Origin of the sequence: Micromonospora polyrhachis (genome assembly GCF_014203835.1) — a bacterium.
Taxonomy (GTDB): domain Bacteria; phylum Actinomycetota; class Actinomycetes; order Mycobacteriales; family Micromonosporaceae; genus Micromonospora_H; species Micromonospora_H polyrhachis.
Genome location: NZ_JACHJW010000001.1, coordinates 3,784,526 through 3,805,569 on the forward strand (window position 1 = coordinate 3,784,526; position 21,044 = coordinate 3,805,569).

General features: G+C 69.1%; 12 protein-coding genes. 5 read left to right on the forward strand and 7 right to left on the reverse strand.

Annotated elements, in window-relative coordinates:
• Positions 1-2: 2 nt before the first annotated feature.
• A complete protein-coding gene (thrC, locus tag FHR38_RS16520) occupies positions 3-1,295 on the forward strand; it encodes a threonine synthase (RefSeq protein WP_184535514.1) in 1,293 nt (430 codons plus the stop codon).
• Positions 1,296-1,664: 369 nt separating this feature from the next.
• Here thrC and FHR38_RS33230 read toward each other — a convergent pair whose 3' ends face one another.
• Positions 1,665-7,733 carry an RHS repeat-associated core domain-containing protein gene (locus FHR38_RS33230; RefSeq protein ID WP_184535515.1) on the reverse strand — a complete coding sequence of 2,023 codons (6,069 nt, stop codon included), beginning with the start codon at positions 7,731-7,733 and terminating at the stop codon, positions 1,665-1,667.
• A 172-nt stretch (positions 7,734-7,905) separates the two neighbouring features.
• Positions 7,906-8,844: a helix-turn-helix transcriptional regulator gene (locus FHR38_RS33235; RefSeq protein ID WP_184535516.1), complete on the reverse strand. Its 939-nt coding sequence runs from the start codon at positions 8,842-8,844 to the stop codon at positions 7,906-7,908.
• Between the two features lie 106 nt (positions 8,845-8,950).
• Here FHR38_RS33235 and FHR38_RS16535 point away from each other — a divergent pair, with 106 nt between their 5' ends.
• Positions 8,951-9,970 (forward strand): GNAT family N-acetyltransferase, encoded by a 1,020-nt coding sequence (locus tag FHR38_RS16535; protein ID WP_376771412.1) that lies wholly within the window; start codon positions 8,951-8,953, stop codon positions 9,968-9,970.
• A 120-nt stretch (positions 9,971-10,090) separates the two neighbouring features.
• Complete coding sequence (paaN, locus tag FHR38_RS16540) at positions 10,091-11,767, forward strand: phenylacetic acid degradation protein PaaN (protein ID WP_184535517.1); 1,677 nt, start codon at positions 10,091-10,093, stop codon at positions 11,765-11,767.
• Between the two features lie 321 nt (positions 11,768-12,088).
• On the opposite strand, the gene FHR38_RS16545 is transcribed toward paaN, so the two are convergent.
• Both FHR38_RS16545 and FHR38_RS16550 read right to left on the reverse strand, forming a co-directional pair.
• Positions 12,089-13,387 (reverse strand): IS701 family transposase, encoded by a 1,299-nt coding sequence (locus FHR38_RS16545; protein ID WP_446685674.1) that lies wholly within the window; start codon positions 13,385-13,387, stop codon positions 12,089-12,091.
• A 102-nt stretch (positions 13,388-13,489) separates the two neighbouring features.
• Positions 13,490-13,945, reverse strand: a complete 456-nt coding sequence (locus FHR38_RS16550; protein WP_246447420.1) for a GNAT family N-acetyltransferase — start codon at positions 13,943-13,945, stop codon at positions 13,490-13,492.
• Between the two features lie 547 nt (positions 13,946-14,492).
• Between FHR38_RS16550 and FHR38_RS16555 the strand changes: the two genes are divergently transcribed.
• Both FHR38_RS16555 and groL read left to right on the forward strand, forming a co-directional pair.
• Complete coding sequence (locus FHR38_RS16555; RefSeq protein WP_184535519.1) at positions 14,493-14,696, forward strand: cold-shock protein; 204 nt, start codon at positions 14,493-14,495, stop codon at positions 14,694-14,696.
• A gap of 656 nt (positions 14,697-15,352) precedes the next feature.
• Positions 15,353-16,975, forward strand: a complete 1,623-nt coding sequence (gene groL, locus FHR38_RS16560) for a chaperonin GroEL (protein ID WP_184535520.1) — start codon at positions 15,353-15,355, stop codon at positions 16,973-16,975.
• Positions 16,976-17,098: 123 nt separating this feature from the next.
• On the opposite strand, the gene FHR38_RS16565 is transcribed toward groL, so the two are convergent.
• The 3 genes from FHR38_RS16565 to FHR38_RS16575 form a co-directional block, all read right to left on the reverse strand.
• Entirely contained in the window at positions 17,099-17,341 is a 243-nt protein-coding gene (locus FHR38_RS16565; RefSeq protein ID WP_246446575.1) for a hypothetical protein, read from the reverse strand.
• 120 nt (positions 17,342-17,461) lie between these two features.
• Positions 17,462-18,379, reverse strand: coding sequence for a GNAT family N-acetyltransferase (locus FHR38_RS16570; protein WP_184535521.1), 918 nt, complete (start codon positions 18,377-18,379; stop codon positions 17,462-17,464).
• A 78-nt stretch (positions 18,380-18,457) separates the two neighbouring features.
• The gene (locus FHR38_RS16575) at positions 18,458-20,995 is read right to left on the reverse strand and encodes a S8 family serine peptidase (RefSeq protein ID WP_184535522.1); all 2,538 of its coding nucleotides are present in this window, start codon (positions 20,993-20,995) and stop codon (positions 18,458-18,460) included.
• Positions 20,996-21,044 lie beyond the last annotated feature (49 nt).

Sequence of the window (21,044 nt, forward strand, 5' to 3'; positions counted from 1 at the left end):
ACATGACGTCGATCATCGACGCGACCCCCACCCAGCCCAGCACCGCCGCCAACCCCGCGCGGGCCCTCGTCTGTCGCGGCTGCGGTGCGGAGTATCCCCTGGTCGCCCAGCACGCCTGCTACGAGTGCTTCGGTCCGCTGGAGGTCGGCTACGACCAGGCGGCGCTGGCCCGGGTCACCCGCGCCGACATCGAGGCCGGCCCACAGAACCTGTGGCGGTACGCCGCACTGCTGCCCGCCGGGCAGGACCCGGCCAGCCGGGTCACCCTCGATCCCGGCCTCACCCCGCTGGTCGCCGCCCCCGGACTCGCCGCCGAGCTGGGCATCCGAGCCCCCCTCTGGGTCAAGGACGACAGCGCCAATCCCACCCACTCGTTCAAGGACCGGGTGGTCTCGGTCGCGCTGACCGCCGCCCGAGGGCTCGGCTTCACCCGGTTCGCCTGCGCCTCCACCGGCAACCTGGCCAACTCGGTCGCCGCCCACGCGGCCCGCGCCGGCGTACCGTCGATCGTCTTCATCCCCGGTGACCTGGAACAGGGCAAGGTGGTGACCACCGCCGTGTACGGCGGTGACCTGGTCGCCATCGACGGGTCGTACGACGACGTCAACCGGCTCTGTAGCGAACTGGTGGAGACCGACGAGTTCGAGGACACCGCGTTCGTCAACGTCAACGTGCGGCCGTACTACGCCGAGGGTTCCAAGACCCTCGGGTACGAGGTGGCCGAGCAGCTCGGCTGGCGGATTCCCGAGCAGGTCGTCATCCCGATGGCCAGCGGCGAGCTGCTGACCAAGATCGACAAGGCGTTCAGCGAGTTGGTCGAGATCGGACTGGTCGAGGCACCGGCCAACGGCTGGCGGGTCTTCGGGGCCCAGTCGGCGGGCTGCAACCCGATCGCCGCCGCCCTGCACGCCGGCACCGACGTGATCACCCCGGTCCGGCCGACCGGCATCGCGAAGTCGCTCAACATCGGTGACCCAGCCGCCGGGCTGTACGCGTTGGAGGCGGTGCGCCGTACCGGCGGCTGGATGGAGTACGCCGACGACGACGAGATCCGCGACGCGATCCAGCTGCTGGCGCGTACGACGGGGGTGTTCGCCGAGACCGCGGGCGGTGTCACCGTGGCGGTGCTGCGCAAGCTGGTGGCGAGCGGCAAGCTCGACCCGGAGGCCGAGACGGTGGTCTACAACACCGGTGAAGGGCTCAAGACCATCGACGCGGTGGCGGGTCAGGTCGGCCCGACGTACCGGGTGAAGCCGTCGTTGCGGGCGGTGCGCGACGTCGGTCTGCTCGGCTGAGTGTTCCGGCCGGCTCGGCTGGCGTTCCTGACTGTCCAGCCGGGAACGCAACTGTCCAGCCGGGAACGCAACTGTCCAGCCGGGAACGCAACTGTCCAGTTGAGTGCGCGGCTTCGCCCGGTTCACGTTAGAAGTTGCACAAAGCGAATGCCGTACGTAGTTGCTTCTTCTCCGTCGGTAGAAAAATAGCCCGCCGAGGGGTTGACGGTGGCACCTGCGCGGCGCAAGATGCTCGGTGCGGGGGGACGCATCGCCGTAGACTTTCGAGTTCTTACGACCCGACGCCGGAGGCGTTGTGCGAGCGTCCCCTCGACCAAACTTCTCAGAACTCCTACTGGCTCGGCCTCGTTGCCGCCAGGCCCAGCGCCGTCACTTCCATGGCCAGTTTCCCTGCACGCCCTTGTAGCCGGTCATCCGTACCGGCGGGCTGATGTAGCCCCAGATCAGCTTGTTCGCGCCCGCCCGGGCCGTTCTCGGGTCGATCCGCTGCTTCTTCACCGCGCCCGGCCGGCCGCGATTGCCGCCGATCGTGGTGATGGTGCCGTCCTTGTGGACCTTGGTAACGAACTCCACGTGGCCGTCGCTGCCCGGCTTGCCGAAGACCACGATGTCGCCGGGCCGGGGATCACTGTGTTTGCCCTTGTTCCTGCCCCAGTTGGTGGCCCAGGCGGCACTGCTCGACGGAAGATCCTTCGGGTTGACCCCGGCCTTGACCAGGACCCAGGTGGCGAAGACCGCACACCAGGCCGTCTCCGCATTCGCGTTCTTGAACCAGTCGCCGAACATCTTGGTGTAGAGCTTCTCACCGAGCATCTGCCGGAGTTCCTTGTAGTACTTGTCGAACTCGCGCTCGGGGATGTTCTCGAAACCGCCGTACTTCTTGGCCAGCTTCTGGGCTCGCTTCCACTCCTTCTCGGCGATCTTCACGATCCGCTCGCGTAGCTCCTGGTCCTTCTTCCCGACCAACCGCGGATCGGGCTTCGGTTCCGGCTTTTTGGCCTTCTTGCGGGCCGCACTGGTGGTCAGCAGGCCGTCCGGGTCGGTGAAGGTGGTCGGATTGTTGTTGGCGTAGGCGAAGCCGTCCATCTGCTGTGGATCGTCGGTGTCGATCAGCGGGTCGACCGAGATGAACCGTCCGGTCTCCGGGTCGTACTCGCGGGCACCGAGATGGGTCAGCCCGGTCGGATCGACGGTGCCGCCGACGAAGCCACGTTCCCCGGGCCAGTCCGGCACGGCACCGCCGCGTGGACCGCCGAACGGCAGCAGGTAGCGCCGGGTGACCTGGTGGGTGGTCGCGTCGATGGCGAGCTGCCCGGTGCCGTGCTGATCCGGCACCAGCCAGGTCAGCTTTCCGCCGGTACGCACCCCGACCGTGCCGCCGCCGAAGGTGTAGTAGCGGGTCCCGGCCACCGAGCCGTCGGCCAACCGCAGTTCGGTGTCGCCGAGGTAGACGGTGGTGCCCTCGGAATCACGGCGGATCAACCGGTTGCCGTCCGCGTCGTAGAGATACGACGTGGTGCGCCCCGCCTCGGTGACCGTGACGAGGTGCCCCTCCGCGTCCCAGGACAGCTGCTGCCCGATCCCGGCCACGGTACGGCTGGTGGTGTTGCCGTCCGGGTCGTAGGCGTAGCTGTCCGTCCGTGGGCCGCCCGTGCCGCTGGTGACGACCGTGCGCAGCGTATGCGGCTGGGGCTCGCCGGCGGCCGGATAGGTGTAGGACCGGGTGGTGTCCCCGCTGGTCGTGTGCCGGACCTCGGAGGTCCGGTTGCCGACCTTGTCGTAGCCGTACGAGTGCCAGTACGCCGCCGGCCCACCCAGCGCGGCGACACTCGGCTCCGCCGCACAGTCGCCCGAGGCGGGAGTCCAGGCCGCGACCAGCCGCCGAAGCGCGTCGGACCGGAAACACTGGACGTCGGAGACGGCGGTGTCGGCGATCCGGGTCACGTTGCCGGCCGGGTCGTAGTGGTAGCCGACCGAGGAGACCGTCGTCTGCGTGGTGCCGGTCGTCAACCTCGTCTGCGCCGTCGCCTGCCGTCGGGTGTCCGCCTCGTAGCTGAACTCCCGTACCACCTGCGCCGACGCGGCCCCCAGGGTCACCGACCGCAACTCGGCCAACTCGGTGTACGCCGCCGACTGGACGAGAGCGGTGGACCCCGTACCCAGGGTCGTCGGCAGGCTCACCGGCCCGGAGCTGTAGCCGTGTCGCAGGGTCTCCGCCGGCAGGTCACCGGCGGCCGGCAACTGCGCGGTGGTGAGTTGACCGGCCAGGTTGTAGCCGAACCGGGTCTCGTACCGCCCCGCCAGGGCCCCCTCCGCCGCCGGTATCACCACGGCGGTGCCGGTCGGCCGACCGGTCGCGTCGTAGCCGAGCACCTCGCTGCGGTAGGCGTTGCCACCGGAGTAGCGGACCGCGCCGGCGACCAGCCCCCTTCCACCCGGGGCCGTGTCGTAGCTCCACTCGGCCAACTTCGGCCCGGTCGTCGTGCCCTCGTGGGTGGCGGTCCGGCGACCGAGGGCGTCGTAGGTGTAGGCCAGGGTCCGACCCCGCCCGTCGGTGGCCGAGGTCATCCGATCCTCGTTGTCGTAGGTCGAGACGTTCACCCCGGCATCCGGGTCCTCGGAACGCACCTTACGGCCGCGCAGGTCGTAGAAGTGCCGCCATACGTTGCCGGCCGGATCGGTGACCGTCGCGATCTCTCCGGCCCGCGTGTACGTGTAGCGCGTCGCCTCGTACGGGCCGGTCGGCGTGCCGCCGGTGTACTGGCGTAGCTCGGTCACCCGATCCAACCCGTCGAGGATCTTCGTCGTCGCCGGCTCCCCGGCCGGTGGGGCGGTGGTCACCGAGTTGTGGCCGTACGAGGTGGTGGTCCGCCACTTCTCCACACCGGTGGCGAGGAGGATCTCCGCCACCTCGCGGTTCGCACCGTCGTAGAGGTACCTCGTCTGGGCCGGCACCGCCGAGTCCGCCACGTTCACCAGCGTGCCGCCCGGCCCGCCCTGGTTGTTCCAGTACGGCGCGTTGACCCGGTCCACCCGGCCGTAGTGGTCGTATCGGTGGTCGGTGACGATCCGCCCTCCGGACGGGGAGGGCGACTGCGTCTGTCGCTCCCTGAGCAGGCCGTCGTAGAGGGTGAAGCTGCTCTGGTAGCCGCTGCCGTCGGCCAGCAGTGCCTTCGTCTCCACCACCGAGGGGCCACTCGTCCGGATGGTGTAGACGAACTCCGTGGTGGGACTCTGGCTCGCCCGGATCCGCCCCGGTGCCCAGGCCCGGGACATCCGGCCGAGCGGGTCGTAGGTCATCTCGGTGACCTGGTTGTTCGCGTCGGTCGTCTTCACCGGCAGCCCGAGGAGCCGGTCGAAGGTGGTCGTGACGACGTGGCCGAGCGGGTTCGTGACCGTGGTGACCGTGGGCTGCGCGCCGGTCGCCGGCTGGTAGGTGGTAGTGGTCTTGTTGCCCACCCCGTCGTACTTCTCGACCACCCGACCGTGTGCGTCGTACGCCATCCGCTCGGTCTCGACGTAGACCGGCCCGTTGTCGTACGAGGTCGCCTCCTCGACCCGGGTCACGTCGCCGATGCTGGGTGGCGTGCCCCAGACGGTCGCCCCGTCGTAGTAGAAGCGGCTGTCGGCGACGAGGTCGGCGGGGTACGACGGGTCCTGGTCACACCGTACGCCCACCTTCTCGACCCGGGCCTCGGCGTCCAGGACCCAGCCGGTCGCGTTGTCCACGTAGGTCACCCGAATGCAGAGGTCGTCCTCGGCTACCGAGACGTCGCCCAGGTCGGTGGTGCGGATGAGCCGGCCGTGCGTGTCGTACTCGTTACGGACCTCGGTGGTCCGGGTGGAGTTGGCCGACGTGATCGTCTTCTGGCTCGTCTTCTCGCCGGTCAGGTAGGCGTCCAACGCGCCGATGCTGCGGTTACGGCTGGCCGTCCTGCGGATCTGCATCGGCTCGGAGAGCTGCCGCTCCACCGCGCTGCCGCCGACCCCGTTGAAGATGATCGTCTCTCGTACGGCACCCCGCCAGTACGGATGGTCGTCGACACTGCCGCCCTGCGAGTCGACGACCTTGACGTTCTTCACCGTCCCGTCGCGGTTGCGGTCGCCGTTCATCCCGCGCAGGAACAACTGCTCGGTGAGGGCCTGGGTGCCCAGGGCCGGGTTACCGGTGCGTACCCGTACCTTCTGGTATCCGCGCCACTGGTTCCAGTTCCGGTCGGCTGTGGCGGTGGTGTCCGAGTCGTCGTACCGCCATGCGGCGCCGCCGACGTACTCGTAGTCGGTCACCTGGTCCGGGTTGCCGCCCACCAGGTCCCGCTGCGTGACCCGGTTCACCACGTACTTGTAGAACACGTCCGGACCGCCGTAGGGCGCGGGGAGGTCGCTGTGGGGATAGCAGCGGCTCACGTTCTGGTCCGGGATGATGTACGGTTCGCCGCCGCACTGTGGGTTCGAGTAGGTCACCTCGACCCGTCCGCCGCTCTCGCTGTTGATCGCCGACACCCGCCACTTGTAGAGGGACGGAAAGCTCTCGTTGGAGTTGTGCCGGTTGGCCAGGGACACGCCAGCGAAGGTCACCTCGGGGAGACTCACGGTGCCGCCGACGTGTCCGGTGTGCACGATGCCGTTGAGCCACAACGACCGGCTCGCGTCGTTCTCCTCGCCCCAGGGCTCGCTGGCCGGGTACGGGTCGGGGTACGTCTGGCGCAGGGTCCACGAGTCGACGCTGGCGTAGCCGGAGCCGTCGTGCACCTGGGTGGTCACCGAGGCCAACCGCTTGCCGGTCCAGAAGGTCGGTTCCCAGTAGTACGTGCACGAGCTGGCACAGTGCTGGTCCCAGGGTGTGTCCGGCCAGTTCTTCCAGTTGGCCGAGTTCGCCGGGTCGCAGGCGGTGCCCGAGGTACGGCATCGGTCGGCCGCCGTGAACACCACCCGGGCCGGGGCCGTGGTCGTGTAGACCGCGCCGTCGCGCTGCCCGTAGTCGATCCGGGTCAGGTAGCCGCCCCGGGTGTAGGCGGTGGTCTGCCCGAAGTAGGGGTTGCCGTTCCAGCGGCCGTAGGAGTTGCTCTCCTTCTGGTAGTGGTACGAGAGCACGTCACCGTGCCGGTCCACCACGTAGTCCAGGTTCCACCGGTACGCCTGCTGACACCAGGAGGTGGCCGGGGTGCCCGTCCGGCACGGCTCGCCCGCGTGGTTGCCGAAGACCGGTGCGGTCCAGGTCGACTGGGTCTCCGGTCGACCACTGCTCCAACCCGGCAGGCGGTTCAGCCCGAAGTAGTACTGCGTGCCGTCCCGTGAGGTCAGCCGCCAGTACTCGCCGTCGTTGTCGCCGTTGGTGGCGCCGGTCAGCAGCTCGACCCGCCAGCCGCTGTCCTCCTGTGCGCGCCAGGTGCCGGTCGCGTCGTCGCGGACGAGTTCGCCGCCCACGCCGCTGAAGACCGCCGTGGCGTTGTGCGAGACCCAGCACTGGTCCTGCGTACCCGCATTGCCGCCGGTGTCCTTGTGGCACGGTCGGTACGACCGCTGGATGTAGCCGGGCGCGAGATCGAAGCCCTCGCCCACCCAGGAGGGCTGGTTGTTCGAGGAGCCCATCCGTCCGTCCACCCCGCCCGACGAGTACGACAGCGCGAGCTCGGGCTTCGGACCGGGCATGACCGGCACCTTGAGCGGGTAGGACCAGGTGAAGTCGCCGGACTGTAGACCGACCTGCCAGCGTGCCGACGGGGTCAGTTCGGCGGCGGAGAAGGAGCCGGTGCTGCCCGAGGGGGCGGCGAGTACGGCGTAGAGGACCGACCCGGTGTTGGGAACCTCCACCCCGGCGCTCAACCGGCTGGTGGTGAAATGGTTACGGGTCTCGACTTCGCTGGTCTCGCCGGTGCAGTTCGGGGTCAGGGGGCCGGCTGGGGTGTCGAGGATGGTCTGTAGCACGCAGCCGGGTAGTCGGATGAGTCGAAGCCGAGCAGCGAACTCGCCACCGACCGCCGCCCGGAAGGCGGAGTAGTCCACCTCCAGCGGGACGCGACTCGGCTTGTCGACGGTGGGAGTGGACTCGCCTGACCGGCTCAGCCCGATCAGCAGCCCGGTGATGCCGAGGCGACGCGACTGGTCCTGTCCGAACACCTCGACCCGGACCCGGACCTTTCCCGTGTCGGACGTACCCAGCCAGATCGGCAGGTCGCCGGCCCGGCTCCGCGAGGGAGTCCCTGCTCGGGTGGCTGCGGCTGGCGTCGTGAGTTCCGCCGTGCCCGCCCTGGGCCAGCTGGCTACCGGGCTGGGACCGTTGGCGGCCAGTCGGGCCGGGTCCGGCGGTACGGGTTTCGCGGGCAGGGTGGTGCCGGTCACCGGCATCATCGTGGGGATACGGGTCCCGTCGGTACGGGCGGTGGTGGGAGCGCCGAGGGCGGGCGCGCCGCCCAGCGCCAGCGCTAACGCTGTCACGATGCCGACAAATGATGATTTTCTACGTGTGGACTGACTCCCGACCATGCCGCATCCCCCGGAGGTGTCTCGAAAATATCCGCTCCGATCGATGCTATTGGTGTTGTTCGTGCTGCCTAGACGGCCAGTGCGGACAGGTGGCCACAAGTGGCCGCCGGGGAGACGTCGTCGTTCAGACCCAGCCTCGGCGACTCGCCTCTATGCCCAGGGTCAGCCGGTTGACGGCGCCGACTTCCCGTTCCAGCGCGTCGATGTGTCGCCGGACCGACCGGGTGCTCAGACCGAGAGTGCGAGCGATGGCCTCGTCCTTCAGTCCGGTTGCGGCGAGTCGGAGCACCTCCCGACGGCGGGCCGGAATCGTCCCTGTCTCGTCGGGCGGGCTGAGCGCGGCGGCGCGCTGCCACAGCATCTCGAAGTAGTCGCCCAGCGCGGCGACCACCACAGGTGCCTGGATCAGCATCGCCGCCTCTACGCCGATCGGTGTCAGGGCAACGAGGGCCGTGTCGTCGGCGAGCACCATCTTCATGGGTAGATCGGGGAGAACGCGGTACTCCTCGCCGGCGGCCAGAGCGTGCCGGATCAGTCCGCGACAGGTGTCGTCGGCCAACAGCGCGTCGGTGCAGATGCTGCGATGCCGTACGCCGCCGGTCCGGGCCGTGGCCGGTGCCGTCAGCGTCGCCCGGTCGGTGGGCCATACGGTGAAGTGATGGGTCTCCAGGTTGCGGCATTCGCGACGGGCACCCAGCACGAGTTCCCGCTGGATGCCGATGATCTCCGTACGGTCGACGTGCAGCGTCACCCCCAACCGGGTCTGGTCGGTCAGCCGGATCGCGGACCGCCCATCCAGACCCTCCAGCCAGGCGGCGTGCGCCAACATGCGGAACTGCTGTGCGGCGGCGTCCTGTCGCCACTGCACGAGCAGCCGCCGCAGCGCGGTCGACGGGGTGACCGGATGCACGACGACCGGCAGGTCCACCGATTCCCAGATCAGGCCGCGCTCGCGCAGTTCGGCCAACGCTTCACGCTCGACCGGATCAGTGATCTCTGCGAGTGTTCGTCCGCCGATCGTCAACAGTCGTTCATAGAACCGGCGGGCCTCCTCAGAGAACACCGTCTATTTATAGCTCAGACTTCGGTGGTTCCACCCCATCGTCGACCCGTCGACATCGGTGCGAAAACCGATCGCGATGGAGACGCCCAGGTGTCAGGCTCGGCCTGTGGAAATCCGTGTCGTTCCCCTGGACGTAACCGACGACGCTGCCGTCGAGCGGTCGTACGAGATCGTGGCGGCCAGTGATGCCACCGACATGCCCGACCTTCCCCCACTTTGTCGCCAAGGGTTCATTGCCGGACTACGACATCCGATGCCGGGTAACCAACCGTGGCACGGGCAGGCCCTGCTCGACGGGATGACGGTCGGCCACATCAGCGTCGAGTTGCCGACCATCGAGAACACCGACAACGCCGGATTCGAGCTGCGCGTACACCCGAACCATCGGCGGCAGGGCGTGGGCCGGGCGCTGTACGAGCACGCGCGCCGGTTGGTTCTCGCGCGAGGCCGGAAACGGATCGTCGGTTCGGTCGTCGCCGGGCTGCCCGGCGGGCCGGCGTGGTCCGAGGCGGGGTCGACGTTCGCGGCGGCCATGGGCGCGAAGGCGGTCCTCACCGAGGTACGCCGTCGACTCGACGTCACCGCCGTCGACCAGCCGGCGCTGGACCGGGTGTTGGCCGAGGCGCGACGCAAGGCCGAGGGATATTCCCTGGTCCAGTGGGCCGGGATGACCCCTGATGCGTACCTCGACGACGTCGCCTATCTCGACGGGCGACTGCTCCAGGACGCCCCGATGGGCGATCTGGAGTGGGAGCCGTCCAAGGTCGACGCGAACCGGATCCAGGCGGCGGAGCAGGTGCTCGCGCTGCGCGGCATCCGCCACTACCACAGCGGGATGCGACACGACGCCTCCGGTCGACTGGTCGCCTGGAGCCTGCTCAACTTCGCCGCTACCAGCCCGTGGCACGCGTACCAGCAGATCACCATCGTCGACCCCGCGCACCGTGGTCACCGACTGGGCGCGATCGTCAAGATCGAAAACCTGCGGTACGCCCTGGACGCCGAGCCCGAACTGTCAGTGGTGGACACCTGGAACGCGGCGGCCAACGATCACATGATCTCGATCAACGAGGCGATGGGTTTCCGACCGGTCGACAACTGGACCAACTGGCAACAGGCCCTCTAATCCCTGGTGGCGAGACCTTTTGGTCCCGGGTGGCAGGCACTCTGATCCCCTGCTGGCAGACCCTCCGATCTCGGGTGGCAGACCCTCCTATCCCGGGCCGACCTGCGGCATGATGGCGGCATGACGGAGACCCCGCACCCCCTGTATGCCAAGCATGCCGACACCCTGGCCAAGGCGCTGACCGCGATCAAGGATCGCGGCTACTGGTCCGCCTATCCGGAGTCGCCCAGCCCCCGGGTGTACGGCGAGACCGCCGCCGCCGAGGGGGAGGCGACCTTCCGGTCCTACCTGGATGGCGACTTCCCCCTCGACCAGCCCGGCACCGGGGAACGGGTCGCCACCGAGGTCAGCCCGTTCGGCATCGACCTCGATGTGCGCTACCCGCACGCCACCCCGGACGCCCTGCTGACCGCCGCCACCACTGCCCTGCCGGCATGGCGGGACGCCGGGCCGCAGACCCGGCTGGGCGTGTGCCTGGAGATCCTCGCCCGGCTGCACGCACACGTCTTCGAGATGGCCTACGCCGTACAGGCCACCAGCGGGCAGGCGTTCCTCATGGCTTTCCAGGCCGGTGGGGCGCACGCGCTCGACCGGGCACTCGAAGCCCTCGCCTACGCGTACGCCGAGATGACCCGGCACCCGGCCACCGCCGAGTGGGAGAAGCCGGCCGGCAAGGGTGATCCGCTGCGGATGACCAAGACGTTCCACGTCGTGCCCCGAGGGGTGGCGCTGGTGGTCGGCTGCAACACCTTCCCGACCTGGAACTCCTACCCGGGTCTCTTCGCCTCGCTGGCCACCGGCAACCCGGTGGTCGTCAAGCCCCACCCGCGAGCGGTCCTGCCGCTGGCGATCACCGTGCGCTACGCCCGGGAGGTGCTGGCCGAGGCCGGGTTCGATCCCAACCTGGTGCTGCTTGCCGCCGAGGCACCCGGCGAAGGGCTCGCTTCCACGCTGGCCGTACGCCCCGAGGTCAAGATCATCGACTTCACCGGCTCGACCGAGTACGGCGACTGGCTCGAAGCCAACGCCCGGCAGGCGGTCGTCTACACCGAGAAGGCCGGGGTCAACACCATCGTCGTCGACTCCACCGACGACTTCGTCGGCATGTGCCGCAACATCGGCTTCTCGCTGACCCTCTACAGCGGACAGATGTGCACCACCCCGCAGAACATCCTCATCCCGGCCGGCGGCATCAGCACCGACCAGGGACACAAGAGCTTCGACGAGGTCGCGGCCGGTATCGCCGCGACGGTCGGCAAACTGACCGTTGACCCGGCCCGCGCCGTGGAGATGACCGGCGCGATCGTCAACGACGGCGTACTCGGCCGGCTGGACGAGGTCGCCGGGCTCGGCGAGGCGGTGCTGGAGTCGCGGACGATCGAGCACCCGACCTACGTGGGGGCAGTGGTCCGTACCCCGACGATCGTGAAGCTCGGCGCGGACGCCGCGCAGACCTACGGCCGGGAGTGGTTCGGGCCCATCTCGTTCGTGATCGCCACCGACTCCACCGAGCACAGCCTGCGGATCTTCCGGGACACCGTCGGCGAGCGGGGCGCGTTGACCGCTGCGGCCTACGCCACCGACGAGAAGGTGCTGGATGCCGTCGAGACGGCAGCGGTGGAGACCGGCGTGCACCTGTCCTGCAACCTGACCGGGGGCGTCTTCGTCAACCAGTCGGCGGCCTTCTCCGACTTCCACGCCAGTGGTGCCAACCCGGCAGCGAACGCCGCTCTGACCGACGGCGCGTACGTGGCCAGCCGGTTCCGCGTCGTACAGTCCCGCCGGCACACCGCCTGAGGTGCCAGGACGGCCCCTTCCTATCGCTCTCTGCCGTGGAAGGGGCCCTTCCTGACGTCGAAGCGGGGCGGTCAGGCGCTTGCCGTACGGGCGGACCGGCCGTCGCTGCTCGGCTGCGGCGTCGAGTCGTACACCATCGGAGCGCGCCCGGTCGACGCCCGGTGAGACGGTCGAGTGCGGCCGACGTGGCGTCGTCGGCGGGGAGGTAGACGACCAGTTGCTGGCCATCAGCGCCAGGTGGGTCGAGCCTCTCGTAGGCCAGTCGCAACTCGCCCACCTCGGACGAACGCTGGCCTGTGTCCTCGGGCTAGTACTCCAACGTCACTTCGCCTGTCTGTGCTGGTAGTGGGATCGTCGGGCTCGGGCTTGCGATGTTCGCCGCCAGATCGACCAGCGCAGGGTGTGTGCTGGCGGTAGCGATACGGCGAGGACGAAAACGTTGAGGAGTCGGCGGATCTCGGGGACGGTCAACGCGATGAGCTCCGGATTGGCGTCGGACTGTTGCGCGGTGGCGGCGAGGATGGTCAGGACGGCCAAGGCGAGCATGGTCAGGGTGATGTGGCGGTGCCAGCCGGTCCAGCCGCGGACCTGGTAGTGGTCCAGGCCGACCTGCCCTTTGCCGGTCTGGAACAGTTCCTCGATGCTCCAACGGGAGCCGGCTACTCGTACAAGGGTGTGTAGCGGCACCGGGTGGGGCGTCCAGCACAGGTAGAAGGCCAGCTCACCGGTGGTGCGGTTGCGGCGGATGAGTAACCACCGATGCTCACCCTGGTTGGTGGCGGTGGTGATCCACGCCCACAGGTAGTCACGGGGACCTTTCGCCCCTGGCCCGCAACTGTGTAGCTGCCACTGGCTGGTGGGGATCCGTTCGGCGAGATCGTCGACGCGGACCAGGGTGCGGCCGTCGTTGACCGCCACGCGTCGGTCGCAGCCGACCGCCAGGACATAGCCGATTGCGCGGTGTTCCAGGTCAGCGCGTAGGCCGGGGTCGGCGCCGTAAACCTCGTCGCCGGTCACCCAGCCAGCCGGAACACCAGCGTCCAACGCGGCCGTGATCATCTGCCGGGCCAGGGTAGGTTTCGTAGCGAACCAGACCTCTCCCTCGGGGACACCAGCGGCGGCGAGACGGTCCGGCCGGTCACACCAGGTTGTCTCGGGTAGGTAGAGCCTGCGGTCGATCATCGCCCGCGTGGCAGGCGTCACGTAGGCCAGAAACACCCCGACCTGGCTGTTCTCCACCCGGCCGGCGGTGCCGGTGTACTGCCGCTGCACCCCGACCGAACACACGCCCTTCTTCAGGAACCCCGTCTCGTCGACGACCAGGACCGCATCGGGGTGTCCGAGATGCTCCACCAGCCAATCCCGCACGTCATCACGCACGGCGTCTGCGTCCCACACCGCCGTACGCAGCAGCCGCTGCATCGCCTGCGGATCAGCGTGACCAGCCCGTTCCGCCAACGACCAGCAGGTCTTACGTTCCACGTCCGACAGCAGCCCTTCCACGAACTGCCCGGCCGTCTGGCGTGGCTCCGCCCGCACGAACCGGCCCGCGACACGCGCCTTCGCCTCGTCCAGAATGACCCGCCACCCGGCAGGGTCTACGCTATGGCCCACGGCCACCGCACGATCTTCGATTGTCCTCACAAACCATCGATGATCTACGCGGTGGCCGTCCTCATACCCACGCCACGCCCAACGCCAAAGCCAAGTGACGTTGGAGTACTAGGCGGTACGGCGCATCTGGAGTTCGGTGAGTGTCGGCAACGTCGGGTGCGGTACGCGTACCCCGGTGTCGACGAAACCGAGCCGTTCATAGGCTCGGACCGCCCGGTCGTTGCCGACCACCACCTCCAGCATCAGATTCGGCCGCCCGACGGACCTGGACCAGGCCGCCACGTCCTCGATCAACTCGGCGAGCAGGCCTCGGCCCCGCCAGCGCGGAGTCAGATAGACGCCGAAGATGATGGCCAGTTCGGGATCGTCCGGTGCCGGGAAGCCGGCCGCGTGCCCCACGAGGCGACCGTCGTGCTCGGCGATCGACCGGACGGATCCACGGGCGGTCGAATCGTTGGCGATGCGGGCCGCGAACTCGTCATGCGGGCGTGCCGCCGCATCCGCCAGAGTCTCCAGGAAGGCGAGCGGCGAATCGGCGAGCATCTCCAGCCGCAGCGCCCGCATCCGGGCTGCGTCGGCTGGCCGGATCCGACGTACGACCACTCTGTCATCGGTGAGCCGCCCCCGCCCTTCGCTGGCCTCGATGACGGTTCGGGCCGAGTCGACGGTGCCGTCGGCCGGTTGGCTACGGCGGCGGTGTGTCGGGCCGATCGGCGCGGCGGCGTGCTCCGAAGCGGCAGCCCGTGTGCTTGTCATGAGGCATGCCTACCGGGACCCGGGGCAGCCGGCAACCTGATTCGGTAACGCCGTCCGGGCCGGTACGCACTTACAAAGACGAGCGCCAATAGGTGAGCCTGTTTTCTCAGGTAGAACGGGTGGTCGCGGGTGGCGCTGATGCTCTCATCGGAGAAGCGGATGGGGATGGCTTTATCAGGCGGATCGTCATGTCCGATTTGGGGTAGTGCGGAGCTGAGAGGGCTGGTGTACCGTGCGATTTCGACCGCTGATTCGACGGGTCGTACAGGTTTGCCGAACGGGCGGTCCCGGCAGGCGTACGCCGTGGTCGGGGGTTGTCGTTGACCCAGCACCAATCGAAGTGAGGAAGTGCACCGTGGCACAGGGCACCGTCAAGTGGTTCAACAGCGAAAAGGGCTACGGCTTCATCGCGGTCGACGGCGGGCAGGACGTCTTCGTCCACTTCTCCGCGATCCAGATGGACGGTTACAAGGCATTGGATGATGGGCAGCGGGTGGAGTTCGAGATTGCCCAGGGTGAGAAAGGCCCGCAGGCCGAGAAGGTACGCGTCATCGCCTGATCGATCTTGGTATCGCGCGACTCGGCGTCGCGTGCTTACTTGAATGAGATCTACCATCGGTTCATCCGTATCCGATCCGGCAGGACCGTGACCTGCTCCAGGTCACGGTCTGAGGATCATTGTCACGGCCGACGTGGGCTATTTCTGCCCGGTGCATCTGTGATGCCTACTCGGTGATCCGGGCGGCTGATTCCTGCGTAGCGATCTGTGGCACTCCGTCTGGCCGTTGCGGGTGCACCTCTGCGCCTCGGCCGTCTCTCTGCCCCTCGACCCCGGGCGAGCCTCTGCCCCTGGGTCCAGGGTGAGCCGCTGCCCCCGGGCCCCGGGAAGCCGCGTTTCCGATGCACTTCTCCGTGCCGGGTGTCTCCCGGGCCAGCGCGACTGCCCTGACGCGCTTGCACTCGGTAGGGGAGAGTGCTAAAAACAGGGTGTTGGCACTCGCACCCCGTGAGTGCCAAAGGTCGGGGCGGTAGGGCCACGGTCGCGCAGCCGATGGAGACGGATGTGCGGCACATGGCCGGTCGTCGCGGGCTGTCCGCCCGGCCGGCGGACGTCATTGTCGCCAGGTAGTGACGTCCGAAGGTGCGTAACCAGGCGGCCCATCCGTAGACCAATCGGGATCGGGTGGCCGTGAGTGTCCAGGAGGACAACGCCGTATGGCCAAGATGATCGCGTTCGACGAGGAGGCCCGTCGTGGCCTCGAGCGGGGCATGAACACCCTCGCTGACGCCGTAAAGGTGACGCTGGGCCCCAAGGGCCGCAACGTCGTGCTCGAGAAGAAGTGGGGCGCCCCCACCATCACCAACGATGGTGTGAGCATCGCCAAGGAGATCGAGCTCGAGGACCCGTACGAGAAGATCGGCGCTGAGCTGGTCAAGGAGGTCGCCAAGAAGACCGACGACGTGGCCGGTGACGGCACGACGACGGCGACCGTCCTGGCCCAGGCGCTGGTCCGCGAGGGCCTGCGCAACGTCGCGGCCGGTGCGAACCCGATGGCCCTGAAGCGGGGCATCGAGGCCGCCGTCGGCGCCGTGGCGGAGGAGCTGGCCAAGCTCGCCAAGGACGTCGAGACCAAGGAGCAGATCGCCTCCACCGCGTCGATCTCCGCCGGTGACACCACCGTCGGTGAGATCATCGCCGAGGCGATGGACAAGGTCGGCAAGGAAGGCGTCATCACCGTCGAGGAGAGCAACACCTTCGGGCTGGAGCTTGAGCTCACCGAGGGCATGCGCTTCGACAAGGGGTACGTCTCGGCGTACTTCATGACCGACCCGGAGCGGATGGAAGCGGTCTTCGACGACCCGTACATCCTGATCGCCAACAGCAAGATCTCCGCGGTCAAGGACCTGCTGCCGATCCTCGAGAAGGTCATGCAGGGCGGCAAGCCGCTGGTGATCATCGCCGAGGACGTCGAGGGCGAGGCGCTGGCCACCCTGATCGTCAACAAGGTGCGGGGCACCTTCAAGTCCGTCGCCGTCAAGGCCCCGGGCTTCGGCGACCGCCGCAAGGCCATGCTGGGTGACATCGCCATCCTCACCGGTGGCCAGGTCATCAGCGAGGAGATCGGCCTCAAGCTCGACGCCGCCAACCTGGACCTGCTGGGCCAGGCGCGCAAGGTCGTCATCACCAAGGACGAGACCACCATCGTCGACGGTGCCGGTGACGCCGAGCAGATCCAGGGTCGGGTCAACCAGATCCGGGCCGAGATCGAGAAGAGCGACTCCGACTACGACCGCGAGAAGCTGCAGGAGCGGCTGGCCAAGCTGGCCGGCGGCGTTGCGGTCATCAAGGTCGGCGCGGCCACCGAGGTCGAGCTGAAGGAGCGCAAGCACCGCATCGAGGACGCCGTCCGTAACGCCAAGGCGGCCGTCGAAGAGGGCATCGTCCCCGGTGGTGGTGTCGCGCTGGTGCAGGCCGGCAAGACCGCCTTCGACAAGTTGGACCTCACCGGTGACGAGGCGACCGGTGCGCAGATCGTCAAGATCGCGCTGGACGCCCCGCTGCGGCAGATCGCCGTCAACGCCGGCCTCGAGGGTGGCGTCGTCGTGGAGCGGGTCCGCAACCTGGACGCGGGCCACGGCCTCAACGCCGCCAACGGTGAGTACGTCGACCTGCTCAAGGCCGGCATCATCGACCCGGCCAAGGTGACCCGTTCGGCGCTGCAGAACGCATCGTCGATCGCGGCCCTGTTCCTGACCACCGAGGCTGTGGTGGCGGACAAGCCGGAGAAGACCCCGGCTGCCCCGGCCGCGCCGGGTGGCGGGGAGATGGACTTCTGAGTTCAGAGTCCACCACGTAGGACAAGGAAGGGGCGGGCCGCGCGAGCGGTCCGCCCCTTCGTCATGTCGGCGTCAGTTCGATGGCTCGGTCATGCTGCTGTCACGTCCTCGGTCGCCCCGGTCTCACGTCGGAAGTGGCCGTTGGTTCCGCCGCTTCTCGGCCCGGGTGAATGGTTGCCGGATCTGGATGGGCGCGTCGACCATTTCGATTGGCTCGTCGTACGGGTCGTCGACGCCGTTCATCTCGACGAGCTGGTCCGCGTCCCCGTAGTCGAGCCGGCTGATCGGAGCCTCTCCGGGCAGATCCGGCAACCGGGCCCAGGTGTCCGATTGGAGATCGTCACTAGCTTCCTCGTCGTTCGCCATGACCTCCTCCTCTCAGCCACACGGTAGGGCCTGGTTACGGAGGAGTACGGCAGAACGGGGTAATGTGCCGGTTTAGCCCATTACCTATTTGGTGTCGAACTGGCGGCTGGTCATCCGGTGTCAGAGTTGCTTGCGGTAGAGGAAGAACACCCGCTCGATCCGGGCCCCAGCACTGCCGGAATAGAACGGCACCGGACCGACCCAACCGATCTGCGCCCGCTCGTGGCCGGCTGCTCGCTGGTCACGCAGACAGCGCCGAAGCAGCACACCACCGATCCCCAGCCCTTCGGCAGCGGGGGCCGTACCCATCGGACCGAACCAGGTCGGCCGAGACGATCCGTACGCGGCGAAGCCGAGCAACTCGCCATCGCGTACGGCCAGGTGGCAGCCGCCCTCCGCCCGGCTGATCGCGTGCCTGACCTCGTCGGTCCATGCCCCGCCGAAGTGCTCCCCGATGAGCGCGGCGAGTGCCGGGACGTCCTCGGGCGTCGCCCGACGCACCGTGATGCCGGACGCGGCCAGCCGCTCCTCGGCCGCCCCGGTCGACCGCAGTGCCGGCGAATCGTCGTACGACAGGTCGGCGGTCATGTTCCACGCCGTACGGTCCTGCTCGTAGCCGAGCTTCAGAGCCGCGCAGACAGCCGGTGTGTATCGCACGTCGATGCCGGGCCAGGCGTAGTACGGCGGGTTGCCGGCGAGGCGTACCTCGGTCGCACCGCGCTTGGCCAACCCTTCCTCGGTGCGGGTGAGTAGTGCCCGGCCGATGCCCCGACGGCGGGCCGACCGTCGTACGGCGAGCAGGTCGACGTGTCCCCGGCCCGGATCCTTCGCGCTGATCGAGCTGAGCGCGACCCCGACGACGGTGTCGCCGACCATCGCGACGAGCCCGGCGGTACGCCCGTCGGTGGGGCGTTCGCGCAGCCGGGCGACGATCTGGGCCGCCTCGGCGGCGTCCTCCGGCAGGTCCAGCGCCTCGCGGCACAACTGCACCACGGCGGGGACGCCGTCGTCGGTCAACTCGACGAGCACGTGATCCACAAGCGCGACCCTAGGGCATTGCTTCGGTGTTAGGAAGGGACCCTTCCCATGCAGAAAACGATAGGAAGGGTCCCCTCCTTACGTCCGGGCGGCGCGGACGGCGGCGTACGCGTCGACCAGGCCGGCGCCTTCGACGTTGGCGGTAGCGTCCTTGGTGTTCGCGGGGGCACCGCAGCCGGTCGGGTCCGCGCCGGGACTCACCGGGCTCGTGGTGGAGAGCAGGATCTCCCAGGTGCGGTCCAGGTCGCCGATCAGCGCCGGATTCGCCGACCACATCAGGGCGACCACACCGGCCACGTGCGGGGTGGCCATCGACGTACCGTCCAGGGTGGCGTAACCGCCGTCGGGCATGGCCGACAGGATGCCCGCGCCCGGGGCGACCAGGTCGGGTTTGACCGTCCCGCCCGGGGCCGGTCCGCGACTGGAGAAGTCGGTGACCGTCCGCTGGCGGTCGACCGCGCCGACGGTGAAGACGTCGGGATAGGTGGCGGGCGGGTCGTCCACCGAGCCGCAGAACGGGCCGGTGTTGCCGGCGGCTGCCGTCACGAAGATGCCGGCGGCGGCCAGTGCGGCGGTGGCCGGGCGCAACGCGCCCGGGTCGCAGCCCTCGATCGTCGGGCAACCCCACGAGTTGGTCAGGATCTGCGGTGCCCGTTCTGGCCGTCCGTCGGTGAACGGGTTACCACCGGTCGGGAACGGCGCGAGCATGAACTGTAGGCAGTCCAGGTAGCGTGCCGGGTTGCCGAGATTACGGTCGAGGTTGACGCAGCCGACCCATTGGGCACCGGGGGCCACCCCGACGCTGTTCCCGCCAACGGCGGTGGCGAGGGTGTGCGTGCCGTGGCCGTTCTGGTCGTCGGGGGAGCGGGTGGCGTTCCACGGGTCGTACCAGGAGTCGTCGCCACCCCGGAAGCCGGCCGCCAGTGCCGGATGCTGGCCGTCCACACCGGAGTCCGAGCCGCCGACCACGATCCCGTCGCCCGTGACGCCAAGCTGTGACCAGACCCGGTCCGCGCCGATCAGGCTGAGATTCCACGGTACGGAGGTCGGGGCGGTCGCGTCGCCGTGGGTCACGCCGATCGGGGCGGGCAGGGGGCGTAGCCGTTGGCTCAGCAGTACCCGGGCAACCGCGTCGTGCCGGGACAACCAGGCCCGTACCGCCGGTCCACCGTCCACCTCGATCGCGTTGACCAGGTAGTACGGTGTGAAGTCCAGCCCCAGCCGGTCCAGGTCACGGCGCAGTCCCGCCTGGGAGCGGTCGGCGGTGGCGACCAGCCGCTGGTAGACCTCGCGAACCCGGGCGTCCCGTCCGGCCTGACCCGGTTGGCCGGTGACCGTACTCAGGTCGGCCTGTTCCTTGAGCACTACGAAGAGCCGTTCGCCGTGCAGTCCGGGTTGGCCGAGGCCGACGTACACGCCGGTGCCGGCGAGCAGGACGACGGCGGCGGTGATCGCACCGAGCCACCGCCGGGGGAGCCCGGCCCGGGGGCGGGCGAAGCTGAGGGCGTACCCGAGAGCGAGCAGCAGCGCGACGGCGAGTGAGCTGCCGGCGGCGACGGCGACCCAGAAGGGGACGTCCCGGCCGGTCACCAGCAGCAGGGAGATCTCCTCCGGGTCGGCGAAGGCCAGGGGCCCGAGGGCGGCCAGCCCGATCAGCCAGCCGCCCGGCGCCGATCCACTCGGGCCGGCACTCCGGTACGCGGCGTATCTGCGGGGCAGCCTGTTGCTGAGAGGCCGCAGCGCGGCAACGGCGAAGCCGGTCGGCGGTAGGACGAGCAGCAGGGCGAGCTGGGTGCCCGGTTGCCCGATCCCGGCGGCGAGCAGCACCAGCGCCACCCCCGCGACCAGGCCGCCGAGCAGCACCGGGCGGGCGCCGCTGGTCGGTCGGCCGGTGCCAGGCCGTTGGTACGCCGTCCAGAACCGCCCGTCGAGGAGGGTGGCGGCGAACCAGCCGGTAGCGGCTGCGACGGCGACCGCCAGTACGGTTTCCAGTAGCCCGCCCAGCGCGCCCACCCAGGCCCAGGGCAGCAGCAGTGCCAGCCCGGCGGCAATGCCGAACCCGACAGCGGGTGACTTGCCGGTGGGCTCGACGACGGCGGGCGACTCGGCCCGCGACTCGACGGCGGTGGACGGCTGCTGGGCCGCCCGCTTAGCGCGCCGGGTCAGCCAGCGGAGCAGGATACCGGCCAGGGCGATCGAGCTGGCCAGGACGGCCAGGTAGGCCTCGTGGTGCGGTAGCGGGATCGCCCGGAGCAGCCCGAAGACACCAAGCCCGATGCCGGTGAGCAGCCAGACCCGCCCGGCGGTCCGGACAGCGGGCGAGCGGGGTAGCGCGGCCAGCAGCCCGGCGGGGAGCGCGACCAGGGCCGCGTTGACCAATCCGACCAGCGGCCACAGCCAGGCCGGCTCGTCCACCCCGGAGGCGAGCAGCACCTGTGCGATCAGCCAGCCGATCGCCTGGGTGCCGACGGTCAGTCCGACCGCCCAAGACCCGACCAGTACGGCGGCTACCACCGGCCACGGTCCGGGGCCTGCCGGGGCTGGGGCCGGGGTGGGAGGCCACGGTGGTGGCCAGGGCTGAGGATGGCCGTGCGGTTGCCAGGGACCGGACTGCATTCCCGAAACAGTAGTCAGCCGCAGGGCGCTGCGGGAGCGCCGGAGAGCG